This window comes from Priestia sp. FSL W8-0001 (assembly GCF_038050335.1).
Classification (GTDB): domain Bacteria; phylum Bacillota; class Bacilli; order Bacillales; family Bacillaceae_H; genus Priestia; species Priestia flexa.
The window spans coordinates 3,526,591-3,543,583 of the sequence record NZ_JBBPAL010000001.1 but is presented as its reverse complement, the minus strand read 5'-3'; the positions used below and the strand labels follow the sequence as shown (position 1 = coordinate 3,543,583).

The 16,993-nt window shown below is 37.7% G+C and carries 18 protein-coding genes; 15 read left to right on the top strand and 3 right to left on the bottom strand.

Annotated features, from left to right (window positions below; genetic code table 11):
* Window positions 1–61: 61 nt before the first annotated feature.
* Window positions 62–868, top strand: a complete 807-nt coding sequence (locus MKZ18_RS18630; protein ID WP_373688728.1) for a phosphotransferase family protein — start codon at window positions 62–64, stop codon at window positions 866–868.
* A 14-nt stretch (window positions 869–882) separates the two neighbouring features.
* On the opposite strand, the gene MKZ18_RS18625 is transcribed toward MKZ18_RS18630, so the two are convergent.
* Window positions 883–1,161 carry a YtzH-like family protein gene (locus MKZ18_RS18625; protein ID WP_025909496.1) on the bottom strand — a complete coding sequence of 93 codons (279 nt, stop codon included), beginning with the start codon at window positions 1,159–1,161 and terminating at the stop codon, window positions 883–885.
* Between the two features lie 146 nt (window positions 1,162–1,307).
* Between MKZ18_RS18625 and trmB the strand changes: the two genes are divergently transcribed.
* Window positions 1,308–1,955 (top strand): tRNA (guanosine(46)-N7)-methyltransferase TrmB, encoded by a 648-nt coding sequence (gene trmB / locus MKZ18_RS18620; RefSeq protein ID WP_082802796.1) that lies wholly within the window; start codon window positions 1,308–1,310, stop codon window positions 1,953–1,955.
* 402 nt (window positions 1,956–2,357) lie between these two features.
* Window positions 2,358–3,215 (top strand): YtnP family quorum-quenching lactonase, encoded by an 858-nt coding sequence (locus MKZ18_RS18615; protein WP_078989178.1) that lies wholly within the window; start codon window positions 2,358–2,360, stop codon window positions 3,213–3,215.
* Here MKZ18_RS18615 and MKZ18_RS18610 read toward each other — a convergent pair.
* Complete coding sequence (locus tag MKZ18_RS18610) at window positions 3,190–3,495, bottom strand: PepSY domain-containing protein (RefSeq protein ID WP_025909493.1); 306 nt, start codon at window positions 3,493–3,495, stop codon at window positions 3,190–3,192. The genes MKZ18_RS18615 and MKZ18_RS18610 overlap by 26 nt on opposite strands.
* Before the next feature lie 167 nt (window positions 3,496–3,662).
* Here MKZ18_RS18610 and MKZ18_RS18605 point away from each other — a divergent pair, with 167 nt between their 5' ends.
* The 8 genes from MKZ18_RS18605 to murC all read left to right on the top strand — a co-directional run bounded on the left by MKZ18_RS18605 (window position 3,663) and on the right by murC (window position 12,673).
* The gene (locus tag MKZ18_RS18605) at window positions 3,663–4,736 is read left to right on the top strand and encodes a M42 family metallopeptidase (protein ID WP_341344590.1); all 1,074 of its coding nucleotides are present in this window, start codon (window positions 3,663–3,665) and stop codon (window positions 4,734–4,736) included.
* A 71-nt stretch (window positions 4,737–4,807) separates the two neighbouring features.
* Window positions 4,808–5,320, top strand: coding sequence for a DUF84 family protein (locus tag MKZ18_RS18600; protein WP_025909491.1), 513 nt, complete (start codon window positions 4,808–4,810; stop codon window positions 5,318–5,320).
* A 174-nt stretch (window positions 5,321–5,494) separates the two neighbouring features.
* Entirely contained in the window at window positions 5,495–5,812 is a 318-nt protein-coding gene (locus MKZ18_RS18595; protein WP_025909490.1) for a thioredoxin family protein, read from the top strand.
* Between the two features lie 80 nt (window positions 5,813–5,892).
* Complete coding sequence (locus MKZ18_RS18590) at window positions 5,893–6,696, top strand: DUF1444 domain-containing protein (protein WP_025909489.1); 804 nt, start codon at window positions 5,893–5,895, stop codon at window positions 6,694–6,696.
* 3 nt (window positions 6,697–6,699) lie between these two features.
* Window positions 6,700–7,305: a YtpR family tRNA-binding protein gene (gene ytpR, locus MKZ18_RS18585; RefSeq protein WP_025909488.1), complete on the top strand. Its 606-nt coding sequence runs from the start codon at window positions 6,700–6,702 to the stop codon at window positions 7,303–7,305.
* A gap of 297 nt (window positions 7,306–7,602) precedes the next feature.
* Window positions 7,603–10,287, top strand: a complete 2,685-nt coding sequence (locus tag MKZ18_RS18580) for a DNA translocase FtsK (RefSeq protein ID WP_025909487.1) — start codon at window positions 7,603–7,605, stop codon at window positions 10,285–10,287.
* 255 nt (window positions 10,288–10,542) lie between these two features.
* Window positions 10,543–11,205, top strand: coding sequence for a hypothetical protein (locus tag MKZ18_RS18575; protein ID WP_025909486.1), 663 nt, complete (start codon window positions 10,543–10,545; stop codon window positions 11,203–11,205).
* A 169-nt stretch (window positions 11,206–11,374) separates the two neighbouring features.
* Window positions 11,375–12,673, top strand: a complete 1,299-nt coding sequence (gene murC / locus MKZ18_RS18570) for a UDP-N-acetylmuramate--L-alanine ligase (protein ID WP_025909485.1) — start codon at window positions 11,375–11,377, stop codon at window positions 12,671–12,673.
* Between the two features lie 53 nt (window positions 12,674–12,726).
* On the opposite strand, the gene MKZ18_RS18565 is transcribed toward murC, so the two are convergent.
* Entirely contained in the window at window positions 12,727–13,842 is a 1,116-nt protein-coding gene (locus tag MKZ18_RS18565; protein WP_340842070.1) for an aminopeptidase, read from the bottom strand.
* A 254-nt stretch (window positions 13,843–14,096) separates the two neighbouring features.
* Here MKZ18_RS18565 and MKZ18_RS18560 point away from each other — a divergent pair, with 254 nt between their 5' ends.
* From MKZ18_RS18560 to MKZ18_RS18545, 4 genes are all read left to right on the top strand, one after another.
* Window positions 14,097–14,588 carry a DUF948 domain-containing protein gene (locus MKZ18_RS18560; protein ID WP_025909483.1) on the top strand — a complete coding sequence of 164 codons (492 nt, stop codon included), beginning with the start codon at window positions 14,097–14,099 and terminating at the stop codon, window positions 14,586–14,588.
* 22 nt (window positions 14,589–14,610) lie between these two features.
* Window positions 14,611–15,051 (top strand): YtxH domain-containing protein, encoded by a 441-nt coding sequence (locus MKZ18_RS18555; RefSeq protein WP_061785747.1) that lies wholly within the window; start codon window positions 14,611–14,613, stop codon window positions 15,049–15,051.
* A 122-nt stretch (window positions 15,052–15,173) separates the two neighbouring features.
* Window positions 15,174–15,497, top strand: coding sequence for a bacillithiol system redox-active protein YtxJ (ytxJ, locus tag MKZ18_RS18550; RefSeq protein WP_025909481.1), 324 nt, complete (start codon window positions 15,174–15,176; stop codon window positions 15,495–15,497).
* Between the two features lie 221 nt (window positions 15,498–15,718).
* Window positions 15,719–16,795 (top strand): bifunctional 3-deoxy-7-phosphoheptulonate synthase/chorismate mutase, encoded by a 1,077-nt coding sequence (locus MKZ18_RS18545; protein WP_025909480.1) that lies wholly within the window; start codon window positions 15,719–15,721, stop codon window positions 16,793–16,795.
* The last annotated feature ends 198 nt before the right edge of the window (window positions 16,796–16,993 follow it).

Sequence of the window (16,993 nt, the reverse complement as noted above, 5' to 3'; positions counted from 1 at the left end):
ACGTTGTTGATGATATAAATAGAAGTAAACATAACTTTAAATTTTTAATGAAATGTGTGTGTTGAAATTGAAGGTGAATTGGTTGGAACATATATTAGGAAGCGAATGGGAAGTGACTCCTGCTGGCGGTGCAACTGGAGATGCTTATTTCGCAAGGTTTCAAGACCGAAAGCTATTTCTGAAGCGCAATTCATCTCCTTTCCTAGCTGTTTTGTCAGCAGAAGGGATTGTTCCAAAGTTAGTTTGGACCAAACGAATGGAAAATGGAGATGTAATTACAGCTCAACACTGGCTAGATGGTCGAGAGTTAAAACCTCAAGATATGAACTCGGATAGCGTAACAGAACTGCTGAGTAAAATTCATCACTCTAAAGAGTTGTTGGATATGTTAAAAAGATTAGGGAAAGAGTCGTTATTACCACAAGACGTTCTACTCGATATTCGAGCAAATGTAGATTTGGACTTGCAGAAAGAACCAGTTGTTGAGCAAGGGATTCTGTATTTAGAGCGAGAAGTGGATTTCGTTCAGCCAGAGGAATATGTTGTTTGTCATTGCGATGTCAATCATAATAATTGGTTGCTAGGTGAGAATGAACAGCTATATTTAATCGATTGGGACGGAGCGATGATTGCTGACCCAGCTATTGACTTAGGCCTTCTGCTGTACTGGTACATTGATCCAGCAGAATGGAAGGGTTGGCTAGAAAAGTACGGTATTGCTTTAACAGATAGCTTGCAAAAGCGAATGAAGTGGTATGTTGTGAGTCAAAGTATTTTATTTGTACAATGGCATCGTACAAAGCAAGAATTACCAGAAATGAACTACTGGCTTAACTACTTAAAAGTATTGCTTGAAAATGAGAGTTAAGCCAGTAAGTTTAGTTAAGATAGACTAGATAGTTCTTCAACCCATTGGGATAAATTTTGTTTATTTGTTTCAATATGTTGATCGAGATGCGCCGCGCTTTTTGCAGTCTGTGTATACTCGCAAATGTTTTGAAGCGTGCGATACACTTGTTCATTAGCAGTTCCATTTGCTAGCATTGCTTGAGCTAAACGTTCAACTTGTTCGCATTCAGAGACTGTTCCACAGCAGTCAGTTTGGTGATTTGATAAGATGTCCTTTAAGATAGCCATTTGATGCTGAGCGTTTAAAGGCATAGTGCACCATCCTTTCTCGTATGATGCTTTTATTTTTTTCTTTATGAATACAATTATTCATACGAATGTCGGTTGTACAAAATAACCGACATTTTCCGTGTGGTTCAATTTTGATAATTTTTGATAATATAGATGAGGTGTGCAGTATGAGACTAAGAAATAAGCCTTGGGCAAAAGAGAAATTGGCACAGTATCCACAATATGCCGTTGGAAATCCCGCAGAACATAAGGGCAAATGGAACGAGGTATTTGGAAACGATAACCCAATTCATATTGAAGTTGGAACTGGAAAAGGTCAATTCCTACTTGGGATGGCTAAGCAAAATCCAAACATTAACTACATTGGTATTGAGTTATATGAAAGTGTAATTGTTAGTGCGCTAGATCGCATAATTGAAGCAGAAGTACCGAATTTTAAACTGCTAAGCGTTGACGCAAAAGACCTAACGGAATATTTTGCTAAAGGTGATGTTGAGCGAGTATACTTAAACTTTTCAGATCCTTGGCCAAAAGTTCGTCATGCTAAAAGACGCTTAACGTACAAAACATTTTTAAATATCTATGAACAAATTTTAATCGATGGTGGAGAGATTCATTTTAAAACAGATAATCAAGGATTGTTTGAATACTCTTTAATGAGCTTTTCTGAATATGGCTTGTTATTAAAGTACGTAAGTTTAGATTTACATGCTAGTGACTTCGAAGGAAATATTATGACGGAGTATGAAGAAAAGTTTTCTCAAAAGGGAAGTCGTATTTATCGTTCAGAAGTTAAATACATGAATGAAAAATAATATCTATAAGGAGACTGAGACATAAGTAGTTCAGCCTCTACTATACCTGAACGATTGAGAGTTCATAACTTTTAATCATTCAGGTTTTTTGGTTGATTGTGAAAACAATGTTGGAAACAGGGTGGAATGGAGCGTAGGACACTCGACTCCTGCGGGAAAGAGAGGGAAAACTGAGATCCCGCAGCGCAGCGAGGAAGCTCAGGTTCCTCCCCGCGGAAAGCGAGTGGCCGTAGCGCAATGGAACGAACGTATTCAGACAAACCAAAGAGATGGGAACAGCTAGTGTTCGTCTTTTAGAAGCAATCATTTTGTTATGTTCCAAACTCTTTTTTGTTTAAAAAAGACTATAAAAACGTAAATAGGGAGTGATACAATAAATAGGAATATATGGGAGGTGTAAAAATGGAAACGTTAACAATAGGAGATGTGAGAGTTTCTTGGTTAAATGGTGGAGATAATCATCTTGACGGGGGAGCTATGTTTGGTGTTGTACCAAAAGAGCTTTGGTCTAAAAAATACCCTACTGCTTATGACAATCGTATCCCAATGAGAACAGATCCATTGCTAGTTCAAACTGGTAATGAAGTTATCTTAATTGATGCAGGCATAGGAAACGGAATGATTGAAGGTAAGCAAAAAAAACATTTTGGCATTACGGAAGAATCTAACGTAGAAACGGATTTAATGAAGCTAGGATTAACGCGACATGATGTAACAAAAGTAGCGATGACACATATGCACTTTGATCATGTAGCGGGACTAACAACGAGAAGTCAAGGGAAATTGGAGTCTACATTTCCAAACGCAGTTATTTATGTAAGCGACGTTGAATGGAACGAAATGCAAAACCCTAATATACGTTCAAAAAATACGTATTGGAAGCAAAATTGGGAAGCTATTGAATCTCAAGTTGTGCCGTTTCATGATTCTCTTCAATTGCTCCCAGAATTTACGATGCATCACACAGGTGGGCATAGTGATGGACATTCTGTCATTGTCATTAGTAGTCAAGGCGAGCAGCTTGTGCATATGGGAGATCTATTACCAACTCATGCTCATCATAATGTGTTGTGGGTTATGGCCTATGACGATTTTCCAATGACATCTATTTCTCAAAAAGAAAAATGGCTTCAGTATGCATACAATCAAAATGCATGGCTTAGTTTTTACCACGATGCTTATTACCGAGCGATTAAGTGGGATACTAAAGGTCACATCATAGATGCAGTAAAGTTTAATCAATCTTTACTAAGTCAATAATGTTACCGCTACTTTTATCAATGAAGAATTCATATTGTTCCTGATTTCCATTGACAGAACGAGTAATACCACCAGAGTAACCTTCAAAAGCGAGGCCGTACCTGTTTATAACCTTGGTCGTCGTCTGAATCCAAGAGCCGTTAATGGGACCATTTCTTTTAAATGCTTGCTTTGCAATATGCAATGCTTCCATGGATGAAAGAGACGACTTTTTCTTTTGATATAGATAAGCGCTTGCAAAACCAACAGCAATGCCAGTTATGAGCTGCGTATACTTCATAATAATCACCTTCTTTTTTTAATAAAAACAAAAGTTCTTACTATAGTCCATTATACAAAAACATACTTTGATTGTTAAGCAATCCTCTTGGTTAAGGAAGAAAAATGGAAAGTATTTTGACTTTTCGCTACAATGAAAAGTAATGACATACATAAAGGAGACGAAAGATGAATTCAGAAACTTTATCATTATTTAAAACATTAACAGAACTTCCGGGTGCTCCAGGGCATGAGCATGCGGTAAGGTCTTTTATGAAATCACAAATGGAGCCTTTAACTGATGAAATTATTCAAGATGGACTTGGAAGTATTTTTGGAGTGAAAAAAAGCAATTCTTCAGGTCCAAAAGTAATGGTAGCTGGGCATATGGACGAAGTTGGATTTATGGTGACCGGTGTGACCGATAAAGGAATGCTTCGTTTCCAAACATTAGGCGGATGGTGGAGTCAAGTATTATTAGCTCAGCGCGTCGAGGTTATTACAAGAACGAAGAAGATTACAGGCGTTATTGCATCGATTCCTCCACATCTGTTAGAGGATGCGCAGCGTAATAAGCCGATGGCTATTAAAAACATGATGATTGACGTTGGAGCCGATTCCAAGCAAGAAGTTGCTGATATGGGGATTCGTCCTGGAGATCAGATTGTACCCATTTGTCCATTTACACCAATGGCTAACGAGAAAAAAATCTTAGCAAAAGCGTGGGATAATCGATACGGTTGTGGATTAGCAGTTGAGTTATTGAAAGAGGTAAAGGATGATAAGATTCCAAACATTCTATATGCTGGAGCAACTGTGCAAGAAGAAGTAGGTTTACGAGGTGCTCAATCTGCTGCAAATATGATTAAGCCGGATGTCTTTTATGCGCTAGATGCCAGCCTAGCGAATGATATGTCAGGAGATAAAAATGCATTTGGTCAGCTTGGAAAAGGTGTACTGCTTCGCATTTTTGATCGTACGATGGTAACGCATCGAGGTATTCGAGAGTTTATTCTAGATACGGCTGAGACCAACCGTATTCCATATCAGTATTTTGTGTCACCAGGTGGGACAGATGCTGGGCGCGTTCACACGTCTAACAGCGGTGTTCCATCAGCTGTAATTGGTATTTGTTCAAGATATATTCACACACATGCTTCCATGATTCACGTAGACGATTATGCTGCTGCAAAAGAACTATTGGTGAAGCTCGTGCGGGCAACAGACGAAACAACAGTAGCTACTCTTAAAGAGCAGGTGTAGTCTTAAAACAGTCGCTTGTAAAAAGCGATTGTTTTTTGTGTTAATTAAAAAACATGCAAAGGAGCAACGGAATGAACATTGCAATCGGAACGAAAAATCCAACTAAAGTAAATGCTGTTAAAAATGTATTTGGACAAGAGATGACATACTATTCATTTGATGTGCCTTCAGGTGTATCTAGCCAACCGTTTTCAGATGAAGAAACCATTCAAGGAGCTATTAATCGTTCAGAGAAAGTATGTAAAGATGAGATAGACTTAGGGATTGGATTAGAAGGGGGCGTAACAGAAACGGATTACGGCTTATTTTTGTGCAACTGGGGAGCTTTAAGTAGTCGGTCTCTTGAAAAGCCAATCATTGCGGGTGGTGCAAGAATTTTATTGCCTGAGGAAATTGCAAGGGTGTTAAAAGAAGAAAAAATTGAGTTAGCAGAAGCTATGGAACGCTTTACAAAAAAAGAAGATGTACGTTCAAATGAAGGAGCAATCGGTATCTTCACATCAGAAATCCTTACCAGAACGGCTATGTTTGAGCAGGTTGTTCGTATGCTGTATGGTCAATATCTATTTCATCAAAACCGCTAAATAGGATATACTAACGTCTTATAATAGTAAAACGTTCTACATACTTGAAAGTAAGATACTTGCACCATCTGTTTGACTATGGTTTCATATGAGTGAATGTAAAATTAAATGAAGCATAAACCCAATGTCTTTTTGAATAGAAACGAGACATAAAACATAAAGGAGGAAATAAAAATGAAGAAAATGGAAAGTATTGGACAATATAATGAGGTTATTAAAGAAGGAAAGCACATCATGATGTTTTCAGCAGACTGGTGCCCAGATTGTCGTGTAATTGAACCGATTCTACCTGAAATTGAGCAAAAGTATAGTGAGTATACGTTTCATTATGTCGATCGAGATCAGTTTATTGATTTGTGCATTGAACTGAATATTTTTGGTATTCCAAGCTTTGTAGGATATAACAACGGTGAAGAAAGCGGACGTTTTGTAAGCAAAGATCGTAAAACGCAGGAAGAAATTGAACAATTTATTGAAAGTTTAAAAGGATAAGCTATCGCTAGGCCTGTTGTTTTAACAAGAGGCCTTATTTTAAGCTTCTTTTGGTGAAAAGGAGGGGTTTTTCAGTGAAGATGACAAGTGTTAAAATGAAAAAGTTAGTTCAAGATCGTTTGAAAGATGAAAATCTACGTTTTCAATTTGATCAAAAAAACGATACGCTAAGAATTGAGCATTCTGAAACAAAAAAAGGATTAACGGTTTCACTACCAGGGCTCATTGCGAAATGGGAAGAAAAAAAAGACGCAGCAGTAGACGAAATGATATATTATATAAGAGAAGCTGTGCGCGTAATGAATGATGAACAACAATTAGACTCAAAAGAAAAGAAGGTTCTTCCAGTTATTCGGTCTACCTCTTTTCCAACGAAAACAAACGAAGATGTTCCGCTCGTATATGATGATCATACGGCAGAAACAAGAGTTTATTATGCCTTAGATTTAGGTAATACGTATCGATTAATAGATGAAAAGCTTCTGCAAAAAGAAAAGCTTGATGTAACATCTATAAGGGAAATGGCAAAGTTTAATCTTCGTTCATTGCCAATTACATATAAAAAAGATACAGTTGCAGGCAATGATTTTTATTTTGTTAATGCCAATGACGGGTACGATGCGAGCCGGATTTTAAATGAATCTTTCTTACAAGAGTTTCAAGATAAAGTAAAAGGAACGCTCACAATTGCTGTGCCTCATCAGGATGTTTTAATTTTAGCAGATGTTCAAAATGAAACAGGCTATGATATATTAGCACAGATGAATATGAGCTTTTTTGCTAGTGGAAGAGTACCCATTACAGCACTCTCTTTCTTGTATGAAAACGGGCGTTTAGAACCGATTTTCATTTTAGGAAAAAATCGTAGTAAAGGACGGAGTTAAGGAATGAATATTTTTTACAACAAAGAAGGTATCGGTGATACGTTAATCGTATCTCTTCGAGACATTGAACTTTCAAACCGAACGTTTGAAACAAAAAAGAATGTAACGCGAATCTTTGATGAAAAATCAAATATTACTGCTGGCTATAATATTTTTGAAGCATCTACTGTTTTATCTTTTTCAGGGCATGGACCTATTAAGTTAACAGAAGAGCTAGTAGCGGAAGTAAACCGAGTTATTCAGGAAAGCGGATTTTCTGAATCGATTGAAGTAGACTTGTCTCCAAAATTTGTTGTGGGCTACGTTCAAGAAAAAGAGAAGCATCCAAATGCTGATAAATTGAATATTTGTAAAGTAGATGTTGGGACAGAGACGTTACAAATTGTGTGTGGCGCTCCAAATGTTGAGGCAGGACAAAAAGTTGTAGTGGCAAAAGTAGGCGCTGTTATGCCAAGTGGTCTTGTTATTAAAGATGCAGAACTTCGTGGCGTACCTTCTTCTGGTATGATCTGTTCTGCAAAAGAATTGGCTTTACCAAATGCTCCTCAAGAAAAAGGTATTTTAGTGTTGGAAGAAAGCGCAAAAGTAGGAGAAGAGTTCTCAGCCTAACTCTATATGATGCCAAAGTCGGATGTTGCTTTACACCTATGTTTCAAAGGATTACAGTTTGTGAAAAGCAATTGTCAATGGTTTTATAAATTTGATAAAATTAAAAGCTACTAGTAGTTCTAGTGGCTTTTTTGCATATTTCACAATATATCGGGTATCTAGTTAATAGATTTTATAGGAACCCTATTGGATACATGGTAAAATGAATGAGAGTGTATAAAAATTGAAAATTTTACAAGAAGCATACGGTTTTTTATAAATAGAAATACGACTGTTAAGGAAGAAAGAGTGATAAAAATGGGTTTTATGCGAAAAATGATGGATTATCTATTAGGTTATGAAGTAAAAGAAATTATAGTAGATGAAAAAGGTCGAGAAACAGAGATTCCATTAGATGAACCTAAGAAAGAAACAGAAATGAAGCAAAGGCCAGTTCAAGACACGGTCAATGAAAAAGCAGCTACTCCAAAGAAGAAAACGCCAGCCCGCTTACCGAGACAAGAAAAAGGGACAACCCATCAAGAATTAGAGGCAAAAGTAGCTTATCACTATCCAAAAGGTCAATTTCGCTTTCCGCTTATAGATGACAATCAATTTAATCGTTCAGATGATTCACCAAGGCGTGAGGTTCGTCGAAGAGAAAGGCCTGCTGAGAAATTGAAAAATGAACGAGAGCCTATACTGAAAAGTTATCAGTTGACTAAAGAAGAACCAACTTCTTTTCAACGTCCAGAATATGTGAAGCCAGTACAAGAAAAAAAGGCACCGGTCGCTTCTAAGCCGACTTCGCAAGTGAAAAAGCCGTTTCGTCCGACTGAAATCCCGTCACCCGTATATGGGTTTAATAAGCGTCCAGCTAACCATCATCTTTCTCAACAAAATTCAGAAGTGGTGGAATTTGAGCTTTCGAGCCCAGCTGGCGTAAAGCCGACGCCTACTTATGAGTCTCTTCGAAAGGAAATACGTAACGAAAGAACATATGTAGAGCCTTTGGTGCGCAAAGAACAGCAAGAGGAAAGCAAGGAAATAGAAAAGGCAGAATCGTTTAGTGAACAGGTAAAAGATGCTTATGTCGAACCTCAACCAGTCCCTTCCTTACATATTGAAGACTTATCAGTGGAAGAAGTAGAGGAACCATCAACTCACTTTGAAGACCATGTGGATGTTGTAGAGTCTGAAGTAGTAGAGAAGCCGGAATCAATAGTGGAAAGTGTTCCAAAACAGGAAGAGCGGGAAGAGACTAATGGTGGCGAATTTGAGGAGACAAAAGGGTATCACCCTTCAATTGAAGAAGAGCCGCAAGCATTCGCAGATGAGTCAGAAGCAACTAACCAAAAGACCGTATCGTCAAGTACAAGTTCATCAAATGGAGGGCGCAGGTTAGTTCCTTTTAATGTCATGATGTTAAAAAAGGATCGTGAAAAAGCCACTAAATCGTCATCTATAGAGCGTTTGAAAATGGAGGAAAAGCAAGAAGTACATGATGAAGAACCAATTCCTGCGCTACTTAAAGAAGAAATGCCGCCAATGGATTCTCAAGCAGAGTTGTCGTATCAATTTCCTTCTATGTCAATATTAGATGCACCCTTAATTGAAATGGAAGAAGATCATGATTGGGTACAAGAGCAAAGTGACCTGCTTGATATGACGCTAAATAATTTCAACGTTCGTGCTAAAGTAGTAAATGTGACGAAAGGTCCAACCGTTACACGATTTGAAGTTCAGCCAGAGCCAGGCGTTAAGGTAAATAAAATAACAAATTTAACAGATGATATCAAACTGAGTTTAGCAGCAAGAGATATTCGGATTGAGGCGCCAATACCAGGTAAAAATACAATTGGTATTGAAGTGCCCAATCAACAAAGTAAGCCGGTTTTACTTAGCGAAATAGTAACTGACCCAGCGTTTACACAAAATAAATCACCGTTAACAGTTGCACTGGGCTTAGATATTTCAGGTGCTCCTGTCGTAACAGACTTGAATAAAATGCCCCACGGACTAATTGCAGGGGCCACAGGCTCAGGAAAAAGCGTATGCATTAACACAATTATTGTAAGCTTGCTCTATAAAGCAGCCCCTCACGAGGTAAAGCTGATGCTTATCGACCCAAAGATGGTTGAGTTAGCTCCTTATAACGGCATTCCACACTTAGTAAGCCCTGTTATTACGGATGCTAAAGCTGCAACATCAGCTTTAAAATGGGCTGTAGAAGAAATGGAGCGTCGCTATGAGCTGTTTGCGCATACAGGTGTGCGTGATATTACACGCTATAATGAAAAAGTAGAAGAGCATAGCGAAAAAAGCGGTAAGCTTCCATATCTCGTCATTATTATTGATGAGCTGGCAGACTTAATGATGGTATCGCCTGGTGAAGTAGAAGAAGCGATTTGTCGTATAGCTCAAAAAGCAAGAGCATGCGGTATTCATTTGCTTCTAGCAACGCAAAGACCTTCTGTTGACGTTATCACGGGTCTTATTAAAGCGAATGTCCCAACTCGCGTAGCCTTTTCAGTCTCTTCTCAAGTGGATTCTCGCACCATCATTGATACAGGTGGAGCGGAGAAGCTACTTGGTAAAGGAGACATGTTATTACTAGAAAACGGTTCGTCTAAAACGGTTCGAGTTCAAGGTAATTTTGTATCAGATGAAGAGATTGATCGTGTCGTAGATCATGTAAAATCGCAAATGAAGCCAACCTATTTATTCGATCAGCAGGAGCTGTTAAAAAAACAGCAGACGTTTTCAACACAGGAAGATGATGAATTATTCTATGAGGCGTGTGAGTTTGCTCTAAACCAGGACGGTGCTTCAGCATCAAGCCTGCAACGCCGCTTCCGTATTGGTTATAACCGCGCTGCAAGATTAATTGATATGATGGAGCAGCAAGGAATTATCTCAGAGGCAAAAGGAAGTAAGCCAAGAGACGTGCTGATTACAGAAGATGAACTGCATGAACTTGAAAATAAAACGGCCAGCTATTAAAGTAAAGACCTGGCTTGCTACGGCTATTTTAGCAAAGTAGCTTAAGCCAGGTCTTTATGTATGTAACAAGATTAGGTTATTTTGGAAGTGTGAGAACAGAGATAAAGGTTTGTCAGATTACAAAAAATGATTTAGTATATGTAGGGGTAACATTTCATTGTTTTTTCCAGTTTGATTTGGAAAGCATAACTAGTAATGAGGACGTCAGCTCACAAGCGATATGATACGGCTCCTCGATAATGAGTGTGAGAGGCAATGGCGAATAACCATCAAGACATTATCGATTTAATTGAAATTCGGAAAGAAAAACAATCCCAAACGGATGATGCTATTCAATCCTTTTATGATGAATATGTTTTGTTTGTGATGCGGTATACAAATATTCGAGAAAAAGTGAGAGCGGCTCACCTTTTTCGTGAGCGTACAGGACTTTCGCAGGAACAAATGCAGCTAAGCGACAAAGAGTATTTATTTCAACATTGGTTTGCATTTGATTATGTTACAATTCAAGGACGAACATTGTTGCAGCAGTTTATAAGTGAAAAAGCAGCTACACGAAATGAAACATTTTTAATTCAAAGTGCTTTGTTTTTAACAAGTGTATTAGAGCCGATTATTGTATCAAAAGTATGTGAGTCTTTTTACGTAAAAGGATATAGTCCATTGACAAACAAGCAGGTTATCATCAAAGATGTAAAAGGAAGGTTTAAGAACACAGATGTTGAAAAAGTATTATGGGTTCGGAAAATAAAGTCACTCGGTTATGACGTATTAGTAGGCTCTTACTTTATACAAGCAGAAGCTAGTATGGAGAAGCTACATCAATCACTGAATCAAAATGAAAAACTCACTTGGAGACAATTTTTAAAAAGATATGCGGTTGCCTATTTGACTGAGGTCCGAGTCTTTCAAAAATAGCCAAAAGTCAAGGCTCTCAAAGCCTGTTGAGAAATTTGCAGAAGTGATATAATATGCAGCTGTTGTCATTTTACACAAACAAATGCGAAGAATGACATGTTTGTAAGAGCAATTATTGATAACCGTCATATACTGTCTTACAGATAGACGAATGTTGGAGGTTCTTTATATGACAGTTTACCATTTTGTAGGTATTAAAGGAACAGGGATGAGTGCGTTGGCACAAATCTTAAATGATACGGGCTTTCAAGTTCAAGGTTCGGATATTGAAAAAGAAATCTTTACACAGAAAGCATTAGAAGAGCAGGGGATTCCTGTTCTACCTTTTAATAAAGAAAACATTAAAGAAGGTATGATTGTAATTGCTGGAAATGCGTTTCCTGATACGCATGAGGAAATTGCAGAAGCGATGAAGCGCGATCTACCTGTTGTACGTTATCACCGTTTTTTAGGTGATTATATGAAACAGTTTACAAGTATCGCTGTTACAGGTGCTCATGGTAAAACATCGACCACTGGTATGCTAGCCCATGTTATTCAAGGCGCTGAACCAACTTCATATTTAATTGGAGACGGTACAGGAAAAGGTGTAAAAGATAGCAAATACTTTGCATTTGAAGCTTGTGAATACCGCCGTCACTTTTTATCATATACGCCAGATTATGCAATCATGACGAATATTGATTTTGATCACCCAGATTATTTTGCGAACATTGAAGATGTATTCAGTGCGTTTCAAGAAATGGGCTTACAGGTGAAAAAAGGTATTATTGCCTGTGGCGATGACGAGCATCTTCAGCAAATCCAAGCAAAAGTACCAGTTTTATATTATGGATTAGGTGAAGAAAACGATTTTCAAGCTCGCAATATCGTGAAAAGTACAGCTGGAACAGCATTTGATGTGTTTGTACGCAATACGTTCTTTGCATCATTTGAAATTCCTGGATACGGAGACCATAATATTTTGAATGCTCTATCAGTAATTGCACTATGTCATTATGAAGATATCCCGGTAGCTGTGTTACAAGAGCGGTTTAAGACATACCAAGGTGTAAAGCGACGCTTTAGTGAAAAAAGTGTTGGAAAGCAAGTATTAATTGACGATTACGCGCACCATCCAACTGAGATTAACGCAACAATTTCAGCAGCTCGTCAGAAGTATCCAAATCGAGAAGTAGTTGCTGTATTCCAACCTCATACATTCACAAGAACACAAACGTTTTTAGAGGATTTTGCTACAAGTTTACAGCATGCAGATAAGGTATATTTATGCGATATCTTTGGCTCAGCTCGTGAACAGCAAGGCAAGCTTTCAATTGAAGATTTGCGTAGCAAAATTAATGGAGCAGAGCTTATTGATGAACAAACGATTGAAACATTAAAAGGTCACAATGAAGCAGTTCTTGTATTTATGGGAGCTGGAGATATTCAAAAGTTTGAAGAACTATATCAAAAAACAGTTTCATAATAAAAAAGCTCAGATTAGCTAATCTGAGCTTTTTTGATTGCTTAAATACTTGATTATTTTAAATTCTCTGGATTTAATCCTTTTAATTCTTCTAATACAAAAAGACCGTCCTTACGAATTAACACATCATCAAAGTAAATTTCTCCACCGCCGTATTCAGGGCGTTGTATCATAACCATATCCCAGTGAATGTTTGACTTATTTCCGTTGTACGCATCTTCATAACATTCACCCGGTGTAAAGTGGAAGCTTCCATCAATTTTCTCATCAAATAAAATATCTTGCATCGGATGTTGGATATATGGGTTTACACCAATAGCAAACTCTCCTACAAAGCGAGCACCCTCATCTGTATTAAAAATCTCATTGATACGCTCTGTATCGTTTGCTGTTGCTTCAACAATTTTTCCATTTTCAAACGTCAGCGTTACGTTTTCAAACGTAAATCCTTGATATGGTGAAGGTGTATTATAAGCAATTGTTCCGTTTACTGAATCACGGACGGGAGCTGTGTAGACTTCTCCATCTGGAACGTTCATTTCACCAGCACATTTTACGGCAGGAATATCTTTAATAGAGAAGGTTAAATCAGTCCCTTTTCCTGTTAAACGAACCTTGTCCGTACGATTCATTAGGTCAACAAGTGAATCCATTGCTTTACTCATTTTGCTGTAATCTAAGTTACATACATCAAAGTAAAAGTCTTCAAATGCTTCTGTGCTCATTTTAGCTAGCTGAGCCATTGCATCATTTGGGTAGCGTAAGACGACCCATTTCGTTTTTGGTACACGAATATCACGGTGAACCTTTTTACCGATTGTATTTCCATGAATACGCATTTTCTCTCCTGGCACATCAGATTGTTCAAAGATATTGGAACCTGAACGTAATCCAATATAAGCGTCCATTTCCTTCATCACGTTTGCTTCAAAGTTAGCCATCATGCTATATTGTTCTTCTTGTGCACCTTGAAGGAGAGCACGGTCTACCGTATGATCTTTTAATGAAACAAATGGGTACCCACCTGCAGCATATGCCTCTGCTACCAGTGCAGTTACAAGTTCACGCTGCAAGCCAAAGTTTTCAATTAAAACCTTTTCGCCTTTTTGAAGACGAACGGAGTAATTAATTAAATTATGGGCTAAAGTTTGAATTCTAGGATCTTTCATATGTATCCCTCCTTTAAAATAAGCGACAAATGCCACTTCCTTATTGTAACCGATTATTTATTTTTTGTTGATGAATAAAGGGTATTTTAGTTATACTTTCCAAAAGATAAGGCGATAAATAATAAAAGTTTAAGAAAATGAGGAAGATAGTGTATGATAAGGATAAACAATTCCAATTTCTAATCGGATGTTTAAACTGTCTTAAAATTGGGAATGTATTTATATCAACAATATGAACGAGGAGGGGATTAAATATGATTCTTATTTTATATTTAAGCGCTGCAGTAGTCGCTATTGCGATTTTCTATCTTGTTGTTTCAGTATCAAAGACGCTTCGTTCTGTACAACAAACGCTTACTTCTGTGGCAGGAACGCTCGATGGTCTGGAAAAACAAATGACAGGTATTACAACGGAAACAACCGCACTCTTACATAAAACTAATTTATTAGCAGAAGATATCCAACGGAAATCAGAAGCTTTAAATACCGTAGTTGACTCGGTAAAAGGTGTTGGGGACTCAATTCATGATTTAAACAAATCTTTAAAGAACGTCTCTACTAGCGTCTCGCAAAAGGTGGAAGAAAATAAAGAGACCGTTGCGCAAGTTGTTCAATGGAGCAATGTAGCAATGGATGTATGGGAACGACTGAAAGCAAGAAGAAAGCCTGTTCAACAATCTACTGTTGATTCGACTGCTACTGAGTTAGCTAAACCATCACAAAAGCGCTCAAGATCTTATTCTTAAAAGTATACTGGAGGAGAAAGCAATGGCAAATAATCAATCAACAAATAAAGACTTTTTATTAGGAACGATTATTGGAGGAGTAGTAGGAGCAGCGACTGCTTTATTGTTAGCTCCGAAAGCAGGTAAAGAACTAAGAGCGGATTTAAATGAACAAGCGGCTTATGTTCGTTTAAAAACAGAGCAAGTAAAAAATAATGCTGTTGAAAAAGGACAAGAATTCGCTCAAACTGCTAAAGTAAAAACAGCGGACTTGTCCCAAACTATTTCAGAGCAATCATCACAAGTCGTAGATAAAGTGAAAAACTTCAGAAAAGCTGATCAGCATGAAGATAATTTACCCCCAACAAGCCTTGAGGTACTCGCTGATGAAGTAGAGTCTCAAAGTAATGAAGACTTTCAGCAAAAACTAACGGAAGCCCAAGAAGCGTTAGATGAAGTCGAAAGCAATATCAACCGTCCTTAAATGTGCTAGTAAGCGTTCATCTCATTGAACGCTTTTTTTTGTGACTATCCAATGTGCCAATTTATTGTGAATGAGTAATTGAGAAGGTAAAATAAAGAAAAAAACTTAAAAGGATGATGGAAATGAAGAAAATTATAAGCGTAGAAGAGTTTAATGAAGTAGTCAATGAAAATGAATCTTTTCTATTTTTAAAGCATAGTACAACTTGTCCGATTAGTGGCGCCGGTCATGAAGCATTCTCAAACTATGTAAACAATCAAAACTCAGTGAAAGCATACTATTTACACGTGCAAGAAGCACGCCCGCTATCAAACTATATTGCTGAGACATATGGTGTTAAACATGAATCACCACAAGCACTTTTCTTTGAAGATGGTAAAGTGAAGTGGGACATTTCACATTGGAAGATTACTGAAGAAGAACTAAGTAAAAGAGTAAGTAAATAAAAGAAGTGGAAAAAGCTTGCGTGATGATTATTTGCGCAAGCTTTCGTTTATTGTGCTTCAGCTTATTTTCGTATAAAATGAATAGTAACTTAGTCTTTCTCCTCTATCTATATCCTCCTAGATCAACAGATTCTTCAAAGGACTTCTGTGTCTTTGCTATTTCTGGCAGAGAGATAAACAAGTGAATATTGATTACCGTAAAGGTGGAAGGGTGGAACCAAATGGCGAAACAAGATTTACAGCAACTACGTTCTCAAATCGATGAACTGAACCTACAGCTACTAAAAGTTATTAATGAAAGAGGAATGCTCGTTCAGGAAGTTGGTAAGCTAAAAGGGGTACAAGGAACGAATCGTTTTGATCCCGTTCGTGAAAGGGTAATGCTTGATTTAATCGTTGAGAAAAATGAAGGGCCATTTGAAACATCTACTTTGCAGCATATTTTCAAAGAAATTTTTAAAGCGAACCTTGAGCTTCAAGAAGATGACCATAGAAAAGCGCTTCTTGTCTCAAGAAAGAAAAAGCCAGATAATACAATTGTCATGGTAAAAGGAGAAGCAATTGGCGATGGTAGTCAGCGGTTTATTGCGGGCCCTTGTGCAGTGGAAAGCTATGAACAAGTTGCTGAGGTGGCAAAAGTAGTTAAGCAGCAAGGAATTAAGCTTCTTCGAGGTGGAGCTTATAAGCCTAGAACATCACCATATGACTTTCAAGGGTTGGGGTTAGAAGGTCTGAAGATTTTAAAGCAAGCTGCTGATGAGTACGATTTAGCCGTTATTAGTGAAATTGTGACCCCTGGTGATATTGAAACAGCACTTGATTATGTAGACGTTATTCAAATTGGCGCACGAAACATGCAAAACTTTGAATTACTAAAAGCAGCAGGAAGCGTGAATAAGCCTGTATTACTAAAAAGGGGTTTAGCTGCTACAATCGATGAATTTATTAATGCTGCTGAATACATTATGTCAAAAGGAAATGGTCAAATTATCTTATGTGAACGCGGGATTCGGACATATGAGCGAGCAACTCGCAACACATTAGATATTTCAGCTGTTCCAATCTTGAAAAAAGAAACTCATTTACCAGTTCTTGTAGATGTTACGCATTCCACAGGTCGAAGAGATTTACTGCTCCCAACTGCCAAAGCAGCGCTCGCAATTGGAGCTGATGGAGTAATGGCAGAAGTTCATCCAGACCCTGCTGTTGCACTATCAGATTCTGCGCAGCAGATGAATATCCCTCAATTTAATGAATTTATGAGTAAGTTAAAGCCACTTTGTAACCGAAATTTATAAATGAGAAGCCTGAAACTCATGTTTCGGGCTTCTTTTACGAAAAACTGTGCTGTCATAGATAGAAAAAAAGCAATAATGTTGCATCTTTACAATAAGTTTGCTAAAAATAGGAAATGATAAAAAGGCAGAATCATTTTTTGAAAATCTGGTGAAATTTGTCGGAAAAAGGCACTAAAGGCGTTGCGGTTCAGCACATAG

Coding starts and splice junctions, on each gene's coding strand:
- MKZ18_RS18575 (WP_025909486.1), top strand. CDS start 10,543: ATGGCGAATAACCATCAAGACATTATCGATTTAATTGAAATTCGGAAA.
- trmB (WP_082802796.1), top strand. CDS start 1,308: ATGAGACTAAGAAATAAGCCTTGGGCAAAAGAGAAATTGGCACAGTAT.
- MKZ18_RS18625 (WP_025909496.1), bottom strand. CDS start 1,161: ATGCCTTTAAACGCTCAGCATCAAATGGCTATCTTAAAGGACATCTTA.
- murC (WP_025909485.1), top strand. CDS start 11,375: ATGACAGTTTACCATTTTGTAGGTATTAAAGGAACAGGGATGAGTGCG.
- ytxJ (WP_025909481.1), top strand. CDS start 15,174: ATGAAGAAAATTATAAGCGTAGAAGAGTTTAATGAAGTAGTCAATGAA.
- MKZ18_RS18600 (WP_025909491.1), top strand. CDS start 4,808: ATGAACATTGCAATCGGAACGAAAAATCCAACTAAAGTAAATGCTGTT.
- MKZ18_RS18565 (WP_340842070.1), bottom strand. CDS start 13,842: ATGAAAGATCCTAGAATTCAAACTTTAGCCCATAATTTAATTAATTAC.
- MKZ18_RS18545 (WP_025909480.1), top strand. CDS start 15,719: ATGGCGAAACAAGATTTACAGCAACTACGTTCTCAAATCGATGAACTG.
- MKZ18_RS18590 (WP_025909489.1), top strand. CDS start 5,893: ATGACAAGTGTTAAAATGAAAAAGTTAGTTCAAGATCGTTTGAAAGAT.
- MKZ18_RS18580 (WP_025909487.1), top strand. CDS start 7,603: ATGGGTTTTATGCGAAAAATGATGGATTATCTATTAGGTTATGAAGTA.
- MKZ18_RS18595 (WP_025909490.1), top strand. CDS start 5,495: ATGAAGAAAATGGAAAGTATTGGACAATATAATGAGGTTATTAAAGAA.
- MKZ18_RS18615 (WP_078989178.1), top strand. CDS start 2,358: ATGGAAACGTTAACAATAGGAGATGTGAGAGTTTCTTGGTTAAATGGT.
- ytpR (WP_025909488.1), top strand. CDS start 6,700: ATGAATATTTTTTACAACAAAGAAGGTATCGGTGATACGTTAATCGTA.
- MKZ18_RS18610 (WP_025909493.1), bottom strand. CDS start 3,495: ATGAAGTATACGCAGCTCATAACTGGCATTGCTGTTGGTTTTGCAAGC.
- MKZ18_RS18555 (WP_061785747.1), top strand. CDS start 14,611: ATGGCAAATAATCAATCAACAAATAAAGACTTTTTATTAGGAACGATT.
- MKZ18_RS18605 (WP_341344590.1), top strand. CDS start 3,663: ATGAATTCAGAAACTTTATCATTATTTAAAACATTAACAGAACTTCCG.
- MKZ18_RS18560 (WP_025909483.1), top strand. CDS start 14,097: ATGATTCTTATTTTATATTTAAGCGCTGCAGTAGTCGCTATTGCGATT.